Source organism: Allobosea sp. (genome assembly GCF_035999205.1).
Taxonomy (GTDB): Bacteria; Pseudomonadota; Alphaproteobacteria; order Rhizobiales; family Beijerinckiaceae; genus Allobosea.
Genome location: NZ_DASYHA010000025.1, coordinates 891,136 through 908,152 on the forward strand (window position 1 = coordinate 891,136; position 17,017 = coordinate 908,152).

A 17,017-nucleotide genomic window follows, 5' to 3' on the forward strand; every position below is an offset into this window, starting at 1 on the left:
GATCCGTCATCCCGAGGCCGCGGCATCGGCACTCGCGCGATTATGCCGCACAAGTTGGGTTGGCGCCCCGCATTGTGCCACTGGCGCAAGCGTGATCTTTGATTTATCGCAATCCCGAAGAACAAGGTGGCCTCGCGGCCGCACTGGCCAGGCATGGAACAAGCCCTTCATCAGCGCTCCCGACGGACGCTTCATGACGGGCGCCATGTGGGGGCGCGATAAGGAGCTATGTCGGATCGATGCGTTTTCTGAGCAGGACCCTTGCAACCGTGGCCGCATCGGCCCTTGCCGTCGCGACGACGGCGATCGTCTCCGACAGTGCACTCGCCGGAACCGGCATGCCGTCCCCCTGGCAAATGAATCTGCAGGGTGCGGTGACCGAGGTCGCGCACTACATCCACTGGTTCCATGACTGGCTGAACATCATCATCGCCGTGGTCACGCTCTTCGTGCTGGCGCTGCTGGTCTATGTGGTCTTCCGCTTCAACGAGAAGGCCAACCCTGTCCCCTCCAAGACGACGCACAACGCCCTGCTCGAGGTCGCCTGGACGGTGATCCCGGTGCTGATCCTCGTCGTGATCGCGATTCCCTCCTTCCGCCTGCTCAAGCTCCAGCTCGAGATTCCGAAGGCCGACATCACCATGAAGGTGACCGGCAAGCAGTGGTATTGGTCCTACGAGTACGCCCAGGACGGCAACACCGGCGGTTTCGGCTTCGATTCGCTGATGCTCGACGAGAAGCAGCGGGCCGAGGCGATCGCGTCCAAGAAGATCGCCGCCGACGAGGCGCCGCGCCTTCTCGCCGTCGACAACGAGGCGGTCGTACCGGTGGGCAAGATCGTGCGCGTGCAGGTCACCGGCGCCGACGTCATCCACAAGTTCACGGTGCCGTCCTTCGGCATCAAGATCGACGCCATTCCCGGCCGCCTGAACGAGACCTGGTTCAAGGCCGACCGCGAGGGCATCTATTACGGCCAGTGCTCGTTCATCTGCGGGCAGAACCACGCCTATATGCCGATCGCTTTCCGCGTCGTCAGCCAGGAGCGCTACGCCGCCTGGCTCGCCGAATCGAAGCAGAAATTCGCCAATGCCGGCGATGCCGCCGGCAAGGTCGCTGCCGCCGGCGAGTGACGGCCATTAACCTGCCACGGGCTGCGAGGCCCGCGGCGAACCTGATTTGACTGACTTCGCGAAGCGATTTCGCACGAGGAGACCAAGGCGATGGCAACAGCGGCTCCGCACGCTCACGCCCACGGACATCATGACGAGGAACACGCGCATCCGACCGGATGGCGTCGCTGGCTGCTGTCCACCAACCACAAGGACATCGGCACGCTCTACCTGATCTTCTCGATCATGGCCGGGCTCGTCGGCGGCTTCCTCTCGATCATGATGCGCATCGAGCTGCAGCAACCCGGCATGCAGATCTTCGCCAACGGCCAGAGCTACAACGTCTTCGTCACCGGCCACGGCCTGATCATGATCTTCTTCATGGTCATGCCCGCCGTCATCGGCGGCTTCGGCAACTGGTTCGTGCCGCTGATGATCGGCGCGCCGGACATGGCCTTCCCGCGCATGAACAACGTCTCGTTCTGGCTGACGGTCGCCGCCTTCATCCTGATGGTGATCTCGATGTTCGTCGAGGGCGCCCCGGGCGCCAAGGGCGTCGGCACGGGCTGGACGGTCTATCCGCCATTCTCGACCTCCGGCCACCCCGGTCCCTCCGTCGATTTCGGCATCCTGTCGCTGCACCTGGCCGGTGCTGCCTCGATCCTGGGCGCGATCAACTTCATCACCACGATCCTGAACATGCGCGCGCCGGGCATGACCATGCACAAGATGCCGCTGTTCGCCTGGGGCGTGCTGGTCACCGCCTTCCTGCTGCTGCTGTCGCTGCCCGTCCTCGCCGGCGCGATCACGATGCTGCTGACGGACCGCAACTTCGGTACGACCTTCTATGATCCGGCCGGCGGCGGCGACCCGATCCTCTACCAGCACCTGTTCTGGTTCTTCGGCCACCCCGAAGTGTACATCATGATCCTGCCGGCCTTCGGCATCGTCAGCCACATCATCTCGACCTTCTCGAAGAAGCCGATCTTCGGCTATCTCGGCATGGCCTATGCCATGGTCGCGATCGGCGTCGTCGGCTTCATCGTGTGGGCGCACCACATGTACACCGCCGGCCTCTCGCTCAACACGCAGCGCTATTTCGTCTTCGCGACGATGGTGATCGCGGTGCCGACCGGCATCAAGATCTTCTCCTGGATTGCGACGATGTGGGGCGGCTCGATCCGCTTCACCGCCCCGATGACCTGGGCGATCGGCTTCATCTTCCTGTTCACGGTCGGCGGCGTCACCGGCGTCGTGCTGGCCAATGCCGGTGTCGACCGCTCGCTGCACGCGACCTACTACGTCGTGGCGCACTTCCACTACGTGCTGTCGCTGGGCGCCGTGTTCGGCATCTTCGCGGGCTTCTACTACTGGTTCCCGAAGATGAGCGGCTATGTGATGCCGGACTGGATCGGCAGGCTGCATTTCTGGGTCGCCTTCGTCGGCGCCAACCTGCTGTTCTTCCCGCAGCACTTCCTCGGGCTCGCCGGCATGCCGCGTCACTATGCCGACTATCCGGATGCCTTCGCGGGCTGGCATTTCTGGTCGTCGATCGGCTCGTACATCTTCGCGGCCGGCCTGCTGATCTTCTTCTACGGGCTGTTCGTCGCCTTCACGCGGAAGGAACTCGCCGGCGACAATCCGTGGGGCGAAGGCGCGACCACGCTGGAGTGGACCCTGTCCTCGCCGCCGCCCTTCCACCAGTTCGAGACGCTGCCGCGCATCACCGGCTCGGACCACTGATATCGAGGCGGCGGGCCCACCGGGCCCGCCGCCGCCCCTCCCCCGAGCGCCTCCAAGGGCGCTCCGGAGACGGGCGGCACAGCCGCTGAACAAGGCCGACAGGCGCATTCGCCGCGCCTTCAGGAATCGAAACGACGAAGCTCATGTCCGCTGCCTTCGACACCCGTGACAACGGCGTCGCGCTGACCTCCACCGGCGAGGCCCGCGATTTCTTCGCGCTGCTCAAGCCGCGCGTGATGTCGCTCGTCGTGTTCACGGCCCTGGCCGGCATGGCCACCGCGCCGGGCTCGGTGCATCCGGTGATCGGCCTCGCCTCGCTGCTGGCGATCGCGGTCGGCGCCGGCGCGTCGGGCTGCCTCAACATGTGGTACGACGCCGATATCGACGTGCTGATGAGCCGCACGGCCAAGCGTCCGATCCCGGCCGGCCGGGTGCTGCCCTCCGAGGCGCTCTCCTTCGGGCTGACGCTGTCCGTCGGCTCGGTCCTGGTGCTGGGGCTCGTCGCCAACCTGCTCGCGGCGGCGCTGCTCGCCTTCACGATCTTCTTCTACGCCGTCGTCTATTCGATGTGGCTGAAGCGTTCGACGCCGCAGAACATCGTCATCGGGGGCGCCGCCGGCGCCTTCCCGCCGATGATCGGCGAGGCTGTCGTCACCGGCGATCTCGGCTGGCATTCGATCGTTCTGTTCGCGATCATCTTCATGTGGACGCCGCCGCACTTCTGGGCACTGGCTCTGGTGAAATCGGCCGACTACGCCCGCGCCGGCATCCCGATGATGCCGAATGTCGCAGGCCCGGCCTCGACCCGCCGGCAGATCGTGCTCTACTCGCTGGTGATGGCGCCGGTCGCCGTGCTGCCGGCACTGATGGGCTTCGGGGGGCTCGCCTACCTGGTCGTCTCCGTCACGACCGGGCTGGCCATGATCGCGCTCGCCATCCGCGTCTGGCGGACGACCGAAGGCCCGGCGGCGACGAAGGCCTGCTATTCGCTGTTCGGCTTCTCAATCTTCTACCTGTTCGGACTGTTCGCCGTGCTGCTGGTCGAGAATGGCCTAGGCCTGATGTGGGCACTGCCGAAGGTGATCGGATGAGCGAGTCGCGCAGAAAGCCACCCGCGCCGGCCGCCTTCTCCCCGGAGGACATGGCGCGCCGCCGACGCCGCTCGATCGCGCTGGCGCTCGTGCTCGGCGGCCTGGTCGTGTTCTTCTTCGTGGTGACGCTGGTTAAGACCGGTCCCGCCATCCTGAACAGGCCGCTGTGATGGAGAACGCCCGCCCGCCCGTCCAGAAGCCGGCCAATCTCGGCCGCACCGCGCTGATCTGCGCCGGTGTCGCCATGGGCATGACCGGGCTCTCGTTTGCGGCAGTTCCGCTCTACGACATGTTTTGCAGGGCGACCGGCTTCGGCGGCACGCCGATGGTCGGCACGGCCGCGACGGGCACGATCCTCGACCGGACGATGTCGGTGCGCTTCGACGCCAATGTCGCGCCGGGGCTGGGCTGGAAGTTCGAGGCGGAAAGCCCCGAGATCTCCTTGCGCGTCGGTGAGACCAAGACGGTGTTCTACAAGATCACCAACAAGACCGACCGCGCCTCGACCGGTATCGCGAGCTACAATATCGCGCCCGAGAAAGGCGCTGCCTTCTTCGTCAAGATCCAGTGCTTCTGCTTCACGGAGCATACGCTCCAGCCGGGCGAGAGCCTGGAAGCGCCGGTCGTGTTCTACATCGACCCCGAGATTGCGGCCAATCGCGAGCTCGACGGGCTGAAGGCGATCACGCTCTCCTATACCTATTTCGCCTCCAAGGCGGGCCAGCCGCTCGCCCAGGGCGCCGGCACCCCCGCCAAGGGTGACGCAAGCAAATCGAACCTGTAAGAAACGGCGCCGGAAACGAGCGCTGCAAAGTCGGACGCGGAGACTGATTACGATGGCCGGGGCCCATACCAAGAACCACGACTACCACCTCGTCGACCCGAGCCCCTGGCCGCTCGTCGGCTCGATCAGCGCGACGACCATGGCGATCGGCGCCGTGATGTGGATGAAGGCGATGGCCGTGGGCGGCATGAAGCTCGGCCCGCTCGTCTTCGGCATCGGCGTGCTCGGCGTGCTCTACACCTTCCTGGCCTGGTGGATGGACGTGGTGCGGGAGGCCGAGCATGAGGGCCACCACACCCGCGTCGTGCAGATGCATCACCGCTACGGCATGCTGATGTTCATCGCCTCTGAGGTGATGTTCTTCGTCGCCTGGTTCTGGGCCTTCTTCGATGCGAGCCTGTTCTCCGGGGAAGCGATCAACTTCACCCGCAAGGAGTTCACCGGCGGTGTCTGGCCCCCGGTCGGCATCCAGACCTTCGACCCCTGGCACCTGCCGCTGCTCAACACGCTGATCCTGCTGACCTCGGGCACCACCGTGACCTGGGCACACCACGCCCTGATCACCGGCGATCGCAGGGGGCTGAAGCAGGGCCTGTGGCTGACCGTGATCCTCGGCGTCCTGTTCACGATCTGCCAGGCCTACGAGTATGCGCACGCCTCCTTCGCCTTCTCGGGCCACATCTATGGCTCGACCTTCTTCATGGCGACCGGCTTCCACGGCGCGCATGTGATCATCGGCACGATCTTCCTGGCGATCTGCCTGTATCGGGCCTATCTCGGCCACTTCAAGCCGCAGCAGCATCTCGGCTTCGAGTTCGCCGCCTGGTACTGGCACTTCGTCGACGTGGTCTGGCTGTTCCTGTTCGCGGCAATCTATGTCTGGGCTGCGGGGACGCCCGGCGCTCACTGAGCCCGCCGCCCGACAGAACCATTCTTGGAAGGCGGCCTCGGCCGCCTTTCGCATTTCGGGAAGCCGCCATGGCCGACGACCACCAGCACAATCTGCCCTCGCCCTATTCGACCGGCCTCTCCGGCCGTTGCCCGCGCTGCGGTGAGGGCAGGCTGTTCGACGGCTTCCTGAAGGTGCGGCCGCGCTGCTCGGCCTGCGGGCTCGATTTCAGCTTCGCCGATTCCGCCGATGGCCCGGCCGTGTTCATCATGCTGATCGCCGGCTTCGTCGTGCTGGGCGCGGCGCTCTATGTCGAGATCGCCTACGAGCCGCCAATCTGGCTGCATCTGGCGATCTGGCTGCCACTTTCCGTGATCGTCTGCCTTGCCTTGCTGCGCCCGATGAAGGGCCTCGCCGTCGCGCTGCAATACGCCCACAAGGCCGAGGAAGGCCGGTTGGACAAGGACGGACCTCGTTCGTGAACGCCCCCGCTTCCACCGCCGGAACCGGCCGGCACCTGTTCTGGCCGGCGCTGCTGTCGCTGCTCGGCGTCAGCATCCTGTGCACGCTCGGCACATGGCAGTTGCTGCGGATGAGCGAGAAGCGCGTCTTCATCGAGCGGCTTTCAGCACAGGCGGCCGGCCTGCCGGCAGCGATGCCGGCCTCGTCGGGCTGGGCCGGTCTCGATCTGGCGGCGCTAGACCTGACCCGCGTGACGGCACAAGGCAGCTTCATCGACGGCCCTGTCGCGAGCGTTCGCACCACCATTGCCTCGGGCGGGCCGGGAACGCGCCAACTCACCGGCTTCGGCCGCTGGATCTTCCAGGGCTTTCGGCTGAACGACGGCGGCGTCGTGCTGGTCAATCGCGGCTTCGTCCCGGAAGGCCGACTCGGCGAGATCAAGCCGTCGAGCGGCCCGGCGACCGTGACGGGCTTCCTGCGGGCGCCGGAAGCGCGCGGCTCCTTCACGCCAGCGGACCTGCCTGCACAGCGCGAGTTCTACACGCGTGATCCCGTCGCGATCGCCTCCTCGCTGGGATTGGGAGCCGCCGCGCCGTTCTATCTGGAGGCCGAGCGGCAGGGCGACGGGCTAACGCCGCCTGCCGGGGTTGATGCCAAGGAGCTGATCGCGCGCATTCCCGACAACCACCTCTCCTACGCCCTGACCTGGTTCGGGCTGGCTACGACGCTGATCGGGGTGTTCGCGGCCTTTGCCTGGCAGGGGCGCCGCAGGCCGGAGGGGGCGACGCGCTGACGCTCCTTCGCTTTTGCCCAAATTGGCAGAGCGGCCTATAGCTTCTGACAAGATCACCACAAGTCCAGATCATCGAGACCCGACGCCGTGCTGCATGTGTCCACCCGCGGGGAAGCGCCCGCCCTCTCCTTCTCCGATGCCCTTCTGGCCGGGCTTGCTCGCGATGGCGGCCTCTACGTGCCGAAAGCCTGGCCGCAATTGACGAGCGAGGAGATCGCCAGCTTCTCCGGCCGCAGCTATGCACAGGTCGCAGAGCGCATCGTCGGGGCGCTGGCCGATGGCGATATCGAAGGAACGGCACTCTCGACGATGATCGCAGAGGCATATGCGACGTTCCGGCATCCAGCCGTCTGCCCGCTGACGCAGATCGGCGACAACCTGTTCGTGCTCGAACTCTTCCACGGCCCGACGCTGGCCTTCAAGGACGTGGCGATGCAGCTGCTCGGGCGGCTGATGGACCATGTCCTGAAGCTGCGCGGCGAACGCGCCACCATCGTCGGCGCGACCTCGGGCGACACCGGCGGCGCCGCCATCGACGCCTTCAAGGGGCTGGAGCGCGTCGACGTCTTCATCCTGTACCCGCAGGGCCGCGTCTCGGACGTGCAGCGCCGGCAGATGACGACGGTCGAGGCCGACAACGTCCATGCGATCGCCGTCGAGGGCACCTTCGACGATTGCCAGAACCTGGTGAAGGCGCTGTTCAACCACCACTCGTTCCGCGACGAGATCGGGTTGTCGGGCGTGAACTCGATCAACTGGGCCCGGATCGCGGCGCAGGTGGTGTATTACTTCACCTCGGCCGTTTCGCTCGGCGGGCCCGGCCGCAAGGTTTCCTTTGCCGTTCCGACCGGCAATTTCGGCGATGTGCTCGCCGGCTTCGTCGCCAAGCGGATGGGGCTTCCGGTCGAGCGCCTGCTGATCGGCACCAACAGCAACGACATCCTGGCCCGCACGCTCGCCAGCGGTGCTTATGAGATGAAGGGCGTGCATGCGACGACCTCGCCGTCCATGGACATCCAGATCTCGTCGAATTTCGAGCGGCTGCTGTTCGAGGCGCATGGCCGCGACGGTGCCGCGGTGCGCCGGCTGATGCAGTCGCTGCAGCAATCCGGGCGCTTCGAAATCGCGGCCGGGCCGTTGGCCGCGATCCGAGCTGAGTTCGATGCTACCGGCGTCGACGAGTCCGCGACCTCCAACGAGATCGGACGGACCTGGCGCGAGGCCGGCTATCTGCTCGACCCTCATACCGCCGTCGGCGTCGCTGCCGCGCGCGGGGGGCTCGCCAAGGATCCGGCTACGCCGATGATCGTGCTCGGCACCGCCCATCCGGCCAAGTTCCCGGCGGCGGTGAAGGCCGCGAGCGGCGTGACGCCTGCCCTGCCCGCCCATCTCGGCGACCTGATGGAGCGCAAGGAGCGCTTCACCCTGCTGCCGAACGACCAGGGGGCGGTCGAGGCCTTCGTCCGGGCCAAGGCACGGGCGGTGGGAGCGGCGGCATGAGCGCCGAGATGACCGCGACCGGGCCGGCCGAGGTCGCCGAAGTCGCGGCCAGCGGCAAGCGCGGCGCGCATGATCCCGATGTCGGGCTGACGACGCTGCCCTCCGGGTTGCGCATCGTCTCGCAGCGCATGGACCATGCGGCGACCGTCTCGCTCGGCATCTGGATCGGGGCGGGCTCGCGCGACGAGCTGCCCCATGAGCATGGCCTCGCCCATATGCTCGAGCATATGGCCTTCAAAGGCACCGCGCGGCGCAGCGCCCTGCAGATCGCCGAGGAGATCGAGAGCGTCGGCGGCGATCTCAACGCCGCCACATCCGTCGAATACACCTGCTATACGGCGCGCGTTCTCGGTACCGATCTGCCGCTGGCCGTGGACATCCTCGCGGACATCCTGACTGCGTCCTCCTTCTCAGAAGAGGAGCTGAAGCGGGAGAAAGGCGTGATCCTGCAGGAGATCGGCGCCGTCCAGGATACGCCCGACGACCTCGTCTACGACCGCTTCCTGCAGGCTGCCTTTCCCGACCAGCCGCTCGGCCGACCGATCCTCGGCACCGCAAAGACGGTGAACAGCTTCACGCCGGACGCCATCCGCGCCTATCTCTCGCGCAACTACCATGCCGGCAACATGGTGCTGGCCGCCTCCGGCGCCGTCGACCATGACGAGCTGGTCGCGCTGGCGAAGACGCATCTCGCCGCGCTGCCGGCAAGTCCCGCACTCCTGCCCGCTCGCGAGGACGGCCGCTACCTCGGCGGCGAGGCCCGGATTGGCAGCGACGAAGAGCAGGTCCATCTCGTCTTGGGCTTCCCCGGCCAAGCCTTCAAGGATGGCGCGCATTATCCGCTGCAGATCTTCTCGTCGGTGCTCGGCGGCGGGCTGTCGTCGCGGCTGTTCCAGGAGGTCCGCGAGCGACGCGGGCTCGCCTACGCGGTAGACGCCTTCCACTGGCCGTTCTCGGATTGCGGCGTCTTCGGCATCGGTGCCGGTACTGCACCGGAGGACGTCGGCGAACTGATCGAGGTCGCGCTCGCCTGCCTGCGGCAGGCCGCTGACGACACCACCGAGGCCGAGGTGGCGCGCGCGCGGGCCCAGATGAAGGTCGGGCTCCTGGCCGCGCTTGAGAGCCCCGGCGGCAAACTCGAGCAGATGGCGCGGCAGGTGCTGCTCTTCGGCCGCGCCATCCCCCGCGAGGAACTTGCAGCGCGGCTGGATGCGGTCACACTCGAGGACGTGCGCGCGGCCGGTCGCTCGCTGCTCGGCCACCAGCCCACCGTGGCAGCCGTCGGACCGCTGCAAGGATTGCCGCCGGCGAAGATGCTGCGGCATGCCGCCCGATCGGCGGATTAGGGCCCGGCCATGGCGCTCTTCCGTTTCTCCACCGAGCCACCGACGCGGCCTCTGCTGCGGACACAGAACCTGATCCTGCGGGCACCGCAGGCAACAGACTATGCCGCCTGGGCCGTGCTGCGGATGGAGAGCCGGGCCTTCCTGACGCCCTGGGAGCCGGTCTGGAACGAGGACGACCTGACGCGGACCTCGTTTCGCCTGCGGGTCAAGCGCGCCGCCCGCGAGATTGCGGCCGACGAAGCCTATTCGCTGTTCATTCTCGACGCGCGCTCGGAGACGCTGCTCGGCGGGCTGACGCTCGGGCTCGTCCGGCGCGGCGTCGCCCAAGCCTGCACGCTAGGCTACTGGATGGGCGAGCGCCATGCCGGCAAGGGTCATATGACCGAGGCGGTCCGCGGCGCGCTGCGCTTCGCTTTCCAGGACTTGGCCTTGCACCGCGTCGAGGCCGCCTGCCTGCCCAACAACGAAGCCTCTCGCCGATTGCTCGAGCGGGTCGGCTTCCATCAGGAAGGCTTGGCCAGGGCCTATCTCCGGATCAACGGCAACTGGGCCGACCACCTGCTCTATGCGGCGCTGGCGAGCGACAGGCTGCCGGGCGAATTCAGGTGACGGGACGCGGCCGTGCATGGCCCACGCTCGTGGACGCGGATGCCTTGCCCTCGCCACGAGCCGCCGATAGGACTGACGCCCGAAGACGCATGACCGTTCCCTGCCGAAGATTCGAGCGCCGCTTGACCCTTTCCGACCGACTTCTCCGGTTCGGCCTCGCCATCGCCGGGCTGGCGCTCTGGCTCGCCGTCACGGCCGCCAGTCCGGCGGCGGCGGTCGAGGCCGTGCGTGTGCCGGTCGACGCCACCGTGCTCGACCTGACCAATGTCGTCGAGCGCAACCGTTCGGACGGCGACGTCATCCAGATCTCGACCGCGCCGGGGCCTGACGGAATCGTGCGCCGGATCGCGGTCCGGGCGCGGGAATCCGGCGCGCGGCCGGACTGGATCGTGTTCGCGCTGACCAACGATTCCGATGAGCAGATCGACCGGCTCCTCGTCGCGCCCTTCCACCGGCTGATCGGCTCCGGCGTGATCTGGCCGGATCTGGGCGACCGCCGCATCGAAGCGGTGACCGCGAGCCAGGGCCTCAGCCCCGAGCGCGAGGTGAGCCCAGACGCCGACGTCTTCCTGATCACGCTGGATCCCGGCACGACGGTGACCTTCGTCGCCGAGCTGAAATCCTCCAACCTGCCGCAGCTCTACCTCTACGAGCAGGAAGCCTATCGCCAAAAAACCAATGGCCTCACCCTCTATAAGGGCATCATCATCGGCATCGCCGGACTGCTGGCGCTGTTCCTGACGATCATCTTCGTGGTCAAGGGCGCGGTGATCTTCCCGGCAGCGGCGGCGCTCGCCTGGGCGGTGCTGGCCTATGCCGGTCTCGATTTCGGCTTCTTCCAGCGCATCTTCCCGCTGACGCCGGCGATCGAACGGATATACCGCGCCGGCGCGGAGGTCGTGCTGGCGGCGACGCTGCTCGTCTTCCTTTTCGCCTATCTCAACCTGGCTCGCTGGCATGTGCGCTACAGTCACGTCACCTTCGTCTGGGTGCTGGGGCTCGCAGCGCTGGTGGGGCTCGCCGTCTTCGACGCGCCGATGGCGTCGGGCATCGCGCGCATCTCGATTGCGGCCGTTGCCGCCGTCGGCTTCGTCCTGATCCTGCATCTGGCGACGCATGGCTTTGAGCGGGCGGTGATGCTGATCCCAACCTGGTTCCTGCTCGCGGTCTGGGTGACGGCGGCAGGCTTCACCGTCACCGGGCAGTTCCAGCGCGACCTCGTGGCGCCTGCCCTGCTGGGCGGCCTCGTACTGATCGTGCTGCTGATCGGCTTCACCGTGATCCAGCATGCCTTCGCCGGCAGCGGCCTGTCGCAGGGCCTCGTCTCCGACACGGAGCGGCGCGCGCTGGCGCTGTCGGGCTCGGGCGATCTCGTCTTCGACTGGGACGTCAGCGCCGACAAGATCTTCGTCTCGCCGCAGATCGAGACGCTGCTCGGCCTGGCCCGCGGCGCGCTGGAAGGCTCGGCTGCCCGCTGGTTCGAGCACATGCATGTCGCCGACCGCGACCGCTACCGCGTCTCCCTCGACGCCGTGCTGGAGCAACGGCGCGGCAAACTCAATCTCGACCTGCGCCTGCGCGCGGCGGGCGGCAACTATCACTGGTTCAACCTGAAGGCCCGGCCGGTGATCGGCTCGGACGGCGAGGTCATCCGCGTCATCGGCACGCTCGCCGACGTGACCGAGCAGCGCACCGCGCAGGAGCGCATGCTGCACGACGCCGTCCACGACAACCTGACCGGCCTGCCGAACCGCAAGCTCTTCCAGGACCGGCTCGGCGCCATTTTCGGCTTCACCCGCGCCGACGAGTCGATCCGCCCGACGGTGCTGGTGATCGACATCGACCGCTTCAAGCAGGTCAACGAATCGGTTGGCTTCTCGGCCGGCGATTCGATCCTGCTGACATTGGCGCGGCGGCTCGGCCGCTTGCTGCGGGCACAGGACACGCTGGCACGCATCGGCGGCGACACCTTCGCGATGATCCTGGTTTCCGAGCGCGACCCAGAGCGCATCCTGGCGCTGGCCGAACTGGTGCGGCGCGCCGTCTCGACGCCGATCACCTTCGCCGAGCGCGAGATCCTGCTGACGCCTTCGGTGGGCCTGGCCCTGTTCGACCCGGCTCCCGCCGCCCGCAAGGACGACGCGCTGAAGAACGCCGAACTCGCCATGGCCCATGCCAAGCGCCAGGGCGGCAACAAGATCGAAGTCTTCGTGCCGGCGATGCGGACCGATCGCAACGACCGGCTGGCGCTCGAAAGCGACCTGCGCCGCGCTATCGAACGCGGCGAGATCCAGGTGATGTACCAGCCGATTGTGAGGCTGGAGGACCGCACCATCGCGGGCTTCGAGGCGCTGGTGCGCTGGGACCATCCGCGCGAAGGCCGGCTGATGCCGCAGGATTTCCTCGCCATCGCCGAGGAGACTGGGCTGATCGTCGATCTCGGCGTCTACGTGATGGACCGCACGGCGCGCGAGCTGGAGGCCTGGCAGGCGGCGCTCGAGGTCGATCCGCCGATCTTCGCCAGCGTCAACGTCTCGAGCCGGCAGCTGCTGCGCCATGACCTGCTGCATGACGTGAAGACGGTCCTGTCGCGCCGGCGTATCCTGCCGGGCACGCTGAAGCTCGAGATCACCGAGAGCCTGGTGATGGAGAACCCGGAATATGCGGCGCAGATGCTGTCGCGCATCCGGGACCTTGGCGCCGGCCTCTCGCTCGACGATTTCGGCACGGGCTATTCCTCGCTGTCCTATCTGCAGCGCTTCCCCTTCGACACGATCAAGATCGACCAGAGCTTCGTGCGCCAGATGGGCAGCGGCAAGCCGCCGGTCATCCTGCGCTCGATCGTCCAGCTCGCAGCGGATCTGCGAATGGATGTCGTGGCCGAAGGAGCCGAGAGCGAGTCGGATGCGATCGAGCTCTATCAGCTCGGCTGCCAATACGCGCAGGGCTACATCTTCGGCCAGCCGATGAGCGCCGCCGAAGCGCGCCGGCTGATGGGAGCGACCGCGGCGAGTTCAAGCGAGGCGGCTTGAGTCCTTCCCTCTCGGGAGCGAAGGACTAGGCGTGCCCGGCTTCGCTCGACAGGAAGGCGGGATCGATGCCGATCTTGTGCAGGGCGCGGCTGTATTTCGTGTCGATGCCGTCATCGAACAGCAGGCCGTGGTCGGCCGCGCAATGCAGCCAGCCATTCGCCTGGATCTCGGATTCGAGTTGGCCGGCGCCCCAGCCGGCATAGCCCAGCGCCAGGACGGCATTCTCCGGCCCGCTGCCGATCGCGATGGCACGCAGGATGTCGAGCGTCGCCGTGAGGCAGATGCCGTCGTCGATCGGCAGCGTCGCGGATTCCAGGAAGAAATCGGCCGAATGCAGCACAAAGCCGCGCTTGGTCTCGACCGGACCGCCGCGCAGCACCTGCAGGCGCTCGGCCTGGCTCGGCAGGCGGATCAGCTCCTCCGAGGGGATCACGTCGAGCTGGACCAGGAGATCGGGAAAGCGGGTATCGGCGGCCGGCTTGTTGACGATGATGCCCATCGCCCCATCTTCGGAATGGGCGCAGACATAGACCACGCTGCGGCTGAAGCGCGAGTCGGCCATGCCGGGCATCGCGATCAGGCACTGCCCATCGAGGTAGCTGCGTCCGCTGACACGCTGATTTGAGCCGATCTTCATGGAGCCATGCTAGATCACTTTGGCCCATGCTGTGAACAGCTGTCTGCGTCGGAAAATCGACCACCGCCATTGCGCCTCAATGCTGCGCCAACCTGCCTGCGGGCAGGCCCCTCACGCGATTGTTCGGCCGGCTGCGATGGTTTTGTTCGCAATTTCCAACGGGAGCGCATAAATCTCGACCGTGAAACATGTACTTTCCCTCCTGGCCTTGGTCTCAGCGCTGCTGAGCGCCCCTACGCATGCCCAGGAGGCCGCAACGTCGCCCTGGTCGAAGGGCGATCATGCGTCGTTGCGCCTGATCGCCGGAGCGACCGCGGCCTCCGGCAAGCAGCGCGTCGGCGTCGAGATCGTGATGGCGCCTGGTTACAAGACCTATTGGCGCAGCCCCGGCGATTTCGGCGTGCCACCGGTCTTCGACTGGGGCGGTTCGACCAACATCGGAGGGCTGGACGTGCGCTGGCCCGCGCCGGAACGCTTCCAGGACGTGAACGGCCACTCCATCGGCTATGTCGGCGAGGTGGTGATCCCGGTCTCGGTGCAGCCGGTCGATCCGAACAAGCCGGTCATGCTCGTGCTGAAGCTCGACTATGCCGTCTGCGACAAGATCTGCGTGCCGGTGAAGGGCGAGGCAAGGCTCTGGCTGGAACCGGGCGTGACCTCGGTCACCTCGCCGCGCCTCGAGAGCTTCGAGGCGCGCGTGCCCGCGCCGGCGAAGCTCGGCGCCCGCAAGGACAAGATCGCGCTGCTCGAGGCCAAGCTGGACGAAGGTGCCATCGAGCCAGGCCTGCGCCTCGTGCTGCAGGCTCCGCCCGAGGGCAAGATCGAGGACGTCTTCATCGAAGGCGCGGGCATGTGGTCGTTCGGCAAGCCGACGCTGAGCCAACAGCCCGACGGGACGACCGTCGCCCTGCTGCGCATCATCGATCAGCCCAAGGGCGTGGCCGGGCCGGTGCCCTTCATCATCACCGTGCGCGGCAAGCCCGGCGCGATCGAGGCACGGCTCGAACTCGACATCCCGGCGGCCAAGCCCTAATCCGTGAGCCGGGCGGCAGGCTGCCGCAGGCTTCACGGAGAACAGGCACGATGACCATCAAGGTGGGTGACAAGCTTCCGCAGGCGACGTTCCGGCTCATGACCGCTGACGGACCGGCCGCCAAGACCACGGACGACCTGTTCAAGGGCAAGAAGATCGTGCTGTTCGCCGTTCCCGGCGCCTTCACGCCGACCTGCCACAAGAACCATCTGCCCGGCTATCTCGCCAAGGCCAGCGACATCAAGGCCAAGGGCGTCGATGCGATCATGGTGACCAGCACCAACGACGTGTTCGTCATGGATGCCTGGTCGAAGGCGACCGGCGCGGCCGGCGTGATCGAGTTCCTGTCGGACGGCAATGCCGATTTCGCCAAGGAGATCGGCCTCTCGCTCGACGGCTCGGGCTTCGGCCTGGGAACCCGCTCGCAGCGTTACTCGATGATCGTCGATGACGGCGTCGTGACCGCGCTCAATGTCGAGGAAGCCGCGGGCAAGGCCGAGGCCTCCGGCGCCGAGGCGTTGCTGGCCCAGCTCTGAGCAGGCCGCGTTCCGATTCACGGCCCGCGTCTCCCTCCGGGGCGGCGCGGGGTTTTTTTTTGATTGGGGAATGTCGGGAAAGGGCCGGAAGCCGAAATTCACTTCGTTCCCCTCTCAAGTCCGCGCGTGCCAGCAAGCCGACCTTGGAAGATCACCCGAAACCGGACATTCGTCCTTGAGCCGCCGAAAGCCGGCTCCGGAACTGTTTCAGAAATCAAGCTGGGCCGCGCCACCACAGCACAGGAAGCCGTGAGCGAAGGTCAACGTGCAGGCGCGGGCGGTCGATTTTTAGGTTGCCCCCTGCAAGCCCATTCCTGTCGCCGGCCAGGCAGCCGGCGCCGGGCTAAGGTTGCGGCTGCAGTAAGAACTGCGCGACAGCGCGAGCGGCGACCAGATGTCCGTGCGCATTCCAATGCGCGTCTGAGGGAAATTCGAAACGCTGGCGTTGCTTGGCCCAGTCGGCAGCAAAGACCGGGTGCAGATCGAGAAACGGCAGCCCTTGAGCCCTAGCTGTGTCCGCAGCAATCGCGTTGAGAGCAAGTGCCGGGCTGGCGACCACGCCTGCCTGGATGGCGCCACGATCTCCGTCCATCACGAGATGCAGCGACGCACCCGCCCCGCGCGCCAAGGCTGAGAGCCGGGCAAAGGCGTGCTGCGTTGCGACGCGGATATCCGCTTCGCGAGACAGCACTTTGCCGACATCGATATTGGCGGCATAGCGCGGATCGGACGCGCGCGCGGGGCCGAGAAAAAAGTCCGCCAAGGTTTGCGGTCGCACCTGCCAGCGATACAGAAAGTACCGCGCGATCGCGGTGCGTCGTAGAAATTCCAGCGCGCCCGGGCGCCAGGGATCCGGCGGCAGTTCACCAAGAAACCTACCGTCGGCGATGTTGAATTTCAGGAAGCTCGAGGTATAGCGCCCAGGTCGCAACACGAAGCTCTCATCGAAATCATTGTGCACCAGGAGCACGACGATCCGGTCGGGCCGGAAGCGCGCGACCTCGCGCTCGACCATTTGCACGTATTGGCTGAGGGGTGCGCCTGCAATGGCGAAGCGGTAGGTCTCGACCGGACGCTCGCCCGACATCGTCTGCGCGACGCCTTCGACGAAACTCATGCCCACCGGAACCTGCAGCGCCTCGACGAAGCTGTCGCCGACAAAGGCAATGCGGGGGACGCCCGGCCGGCGCTCCGTCGTATAGTCGGCGAGCGGTGAGTTCCAGCCCTGGGCGTTGATCGAAAACGGGGCCGCGATTTCGTCCCGCACCCGCCAGATTCCGGTTTGGCCAGGTGCGTAGCGAACCACATCGTTGACGACGGCGTTGCGCGGCACGTCGCTGCCCGGCAGCACGATCCGGAAGACGACGAATTCGCAAATCGCAAGGAAGATTAGCGTGCTCGCGACAGCAAGCCCAAGGTTGAGCATAGCTTCGCGCAGCCGGCGGGGTCGGGC

At 66.7% G+C, this 17,017-nt stretch carries 16 protein-coding genes; 14 read left to right on the forward strand and 2 right to left on the reverse strand.

What is annotated here, in order from left to right; translation table 11 throughout:
- Nucleotides 1-239 precede the first annotated feature (239 nt).
- From coxB to VGN82_RS19665, 12 genes are all read left to right on the forward strand, one after another.
- Entirely contained in the window at nucleotides 240-1,130 is an 891-nt protein-coding gene (coxB, locus tag VGN82_RS19610; RefSeq protein WP_414644333.1) for a cytochrome c oxidase subunit II, read from the forward strand.
- 90 nt (nucleotides 1,131-1,220) lie between these two features.
- Nucleotides 1,221-2,852, forward strand: a complete 1,632-nt coding sequence (ctaD, locus tag VGN82_RS19615; RefSeq protein ID WP_327528720.1) for a cytochrome c oxidase subunit I — start codon at nucleotides 1,221-1,223, stop codon at nucleotides 2,850-2,852.
- A 143-nt stretch (nucleotides 2,853-2,995) separates the two neighbouring features.
- The gene (locus tag VGN82_RS19620; protein ID WP_327528721.1) at nucleotides 2,996-3,943 is read left to right on the forward strand and encodes a heme o synthase; all 948 of its coding nucleotides are present in this window, start codon (nucleotides 2,996-2,998) and stop codon (nucleotides 3,941-3,943) included.
- On the forward strand, nucleotides 3,940-4,113 hold the full coding sequence (locus tag VGN82_RS19625) for a hypothetical protein (protein WP_327528722.1): 174 nt from the start codon (nucleotides 3,940-3,942) through the stop codon (nucleotides 4,111-4,113). The genes VGN82_RS19620 and VGN82_RS19625 overlap by 4 nt, the downstream gene beginning before the upstream one ends.
- Nucleotides 4,113-4,727 (forward strand): cytochrome c oxidase assembly protein, encoded by a 615-nt coding sequence (locus VGN82_RS19630; protein ID WP_327528723.1) that lies wholly within the window; start codon nucleotides 4,113-4,115, stop codon nucleotides 4,725-4,727. The genes VGN82_RS19625 and VGN82_RS19630 overlap by 1 nt, the downstream gene beginning before the upstream one ends.
- Nucleotides 4,728-4,779: 52 nt before the next feature.
- On the forward strand, nucleotides 4,780-5,637 hold the full coding sequence (locus VGN82_RS19635; protein WP_327528724.1) for a cytochrome c oxidase subunit 3: 858 nt from the start codon (nucleotides 4,780-4,782) through the stop codon (nucleotides 5,635-5,637).
- 68 nt (nucleotides 5,638-5,705) lie between these two features.
- The gene (locus tag VGN82_RS19640; protein ID WP_327528725.1) at nucleotides 5,706-6,098 is read left to right on the forward strand and encodes a DUF983 domain-containing protein; all 393 of its coding nucleotides are present in this window, start codon (nucleotides 5,706-5,708) and stop codon (nucleotides 6,096-6,098) included.
- On the forward strand, nucleotides 6,095-6,871 hold the full coding sequence (locus tag VGN82_RS19645; protein WP_327528726.1) for an SURF1 family protein: 777 nt from the start codon (nucleotides 6,095-6,097) through the stop codon (nucleotides 6,869-6,871). Before VGN82_RS19640 ends, VGN82_RS19645 begins: the two co-directional genes overlap by 4 nt.
- A gap of 87 nt (nucleotides 6,872-6,958) precedes the next feature.
- Nucleotides 6,959-8,371: a threonine synthase gene (thrC, locus tag VGN82_RS19650; protein ID WP_327528727.1), complete on the forward strand. Its 1,413-nt coding sequence runs from the start codon at nucleotides 6,959-6,961 to the stop codon at nucleotides 8,369-8,371.
- Nucleotides 8,368-9,717: a M16 family metallopeptidase gene (locus VGN82_RS19655; RefSeq protein WP_327528728.1), complete on the forward strand. Its 1,350-nt coding sequence runs from the start codon at nucleotides 8,368-8,370 to the stop codon at nucleotides 9,715-9,717. Before thrC ends, VGN82_RS19655 begins: the two co-directional genes overlap by 4 nt.
- A gap of 9 nt (nucleotides 9,718-9,726) precedes the next feature.
- Nucleotides 9,727-10,326, forward strand: coding sequence for a GNAT family N-acetyltransferase (locus VGN82_RS19660; RefSeq protein WP_327528729.1), 600 nt, complete (start codon nucleotides 9,727-9,729; stop codon nucleotides 10,324-10,326).
- An 89-nt stretch (nucleotides 10,327-10,415) separates the two neighbouring features.
- Nucleotides 10,416-13,358 carry an EAL domain-containing protein gene (locus VGN82_RS19665; RefSeq protein ID WP_414644335.1) on the forward strand — a complete coding sequence of 981 codons (2,943 nt, stop codon included), beginning with the start codon at nucleotides 10,416-10,418 and terminating at the stop codon, nucleotides 13,356-13,358.
- A 25-nt stretch (nucleotides 13,359-13,383) separates the two neighbouring features.
- On the opposite strand, the gene VGN82_RS19670 is transcribed toward VGN82_RS19665, so the two are convergent.
- A complete protein-coding gene (locus tag VGN82_RS19670) occupies nucleotides 13,384-13,995 on the reverse strand; it encodes a YqgE/AlgH family protein (RefSeq protein WP_327528730.1) in 612 nt (203 codons plus the stop codon).
- A 181-nt stretch (nucleotides 13,996-14,176) separates the two neighbouring features.
- On the opposite strand from VGN82_RS19670, the gene VGN82_RS19675 reads away from it, so the two are divergent.
- Together VGN82_RS19675 and VGN82_RS19680 are read left to right on the forward strand one after the other, a co-directional pair.
- The gene (locus tag VGN82_RS19675; RefSeq protein WP_327528731.1) at nucleotides 14,177-15,028 is read left to right on the forward strand and encodes a protein-disulfide reductase DsbD domain-containing protein; all 852 of its coding nucleotides are present in this window, start codon (nucleotides 14,177-14,179) and stop codon (nucleotides 15,026-15,028) included.
- A 50-nt stretch (nucleotides 15,029-15,078) separates the two neighbouring features.
- Nucleotides 15,079-15,564, forward strand: coding sequence for a peroxiredoxin (locus tag VGN82_RS19680; protein ID WP_327528732.1), 486 nt, complete (start codon nucleotides 15,079-15,081; stop codon nucleotides 15,562-15,564).
- Nucleotides 15,565-15,907: 343 nt separating this feature from the next.
- On the opposite strand, the gene VGN82_RS19685 is transcribed toward VGN82_RS19680, so the two are convergent.
- Nucleotides 15,908-16,990, reverse strand: a complete 1,083-nt coding sequence (locus VGN82_RS19685; RefSeq protein WP_327528733.1) for an alginate O-acetyltransferase AlgX-related protein — start codon at nucleotides 16,988-16,990, stop codon at nucleotides 15,908-15,910.
- Nucleotides 16,991-17,017: the final 27 nt, after the last annotated feature.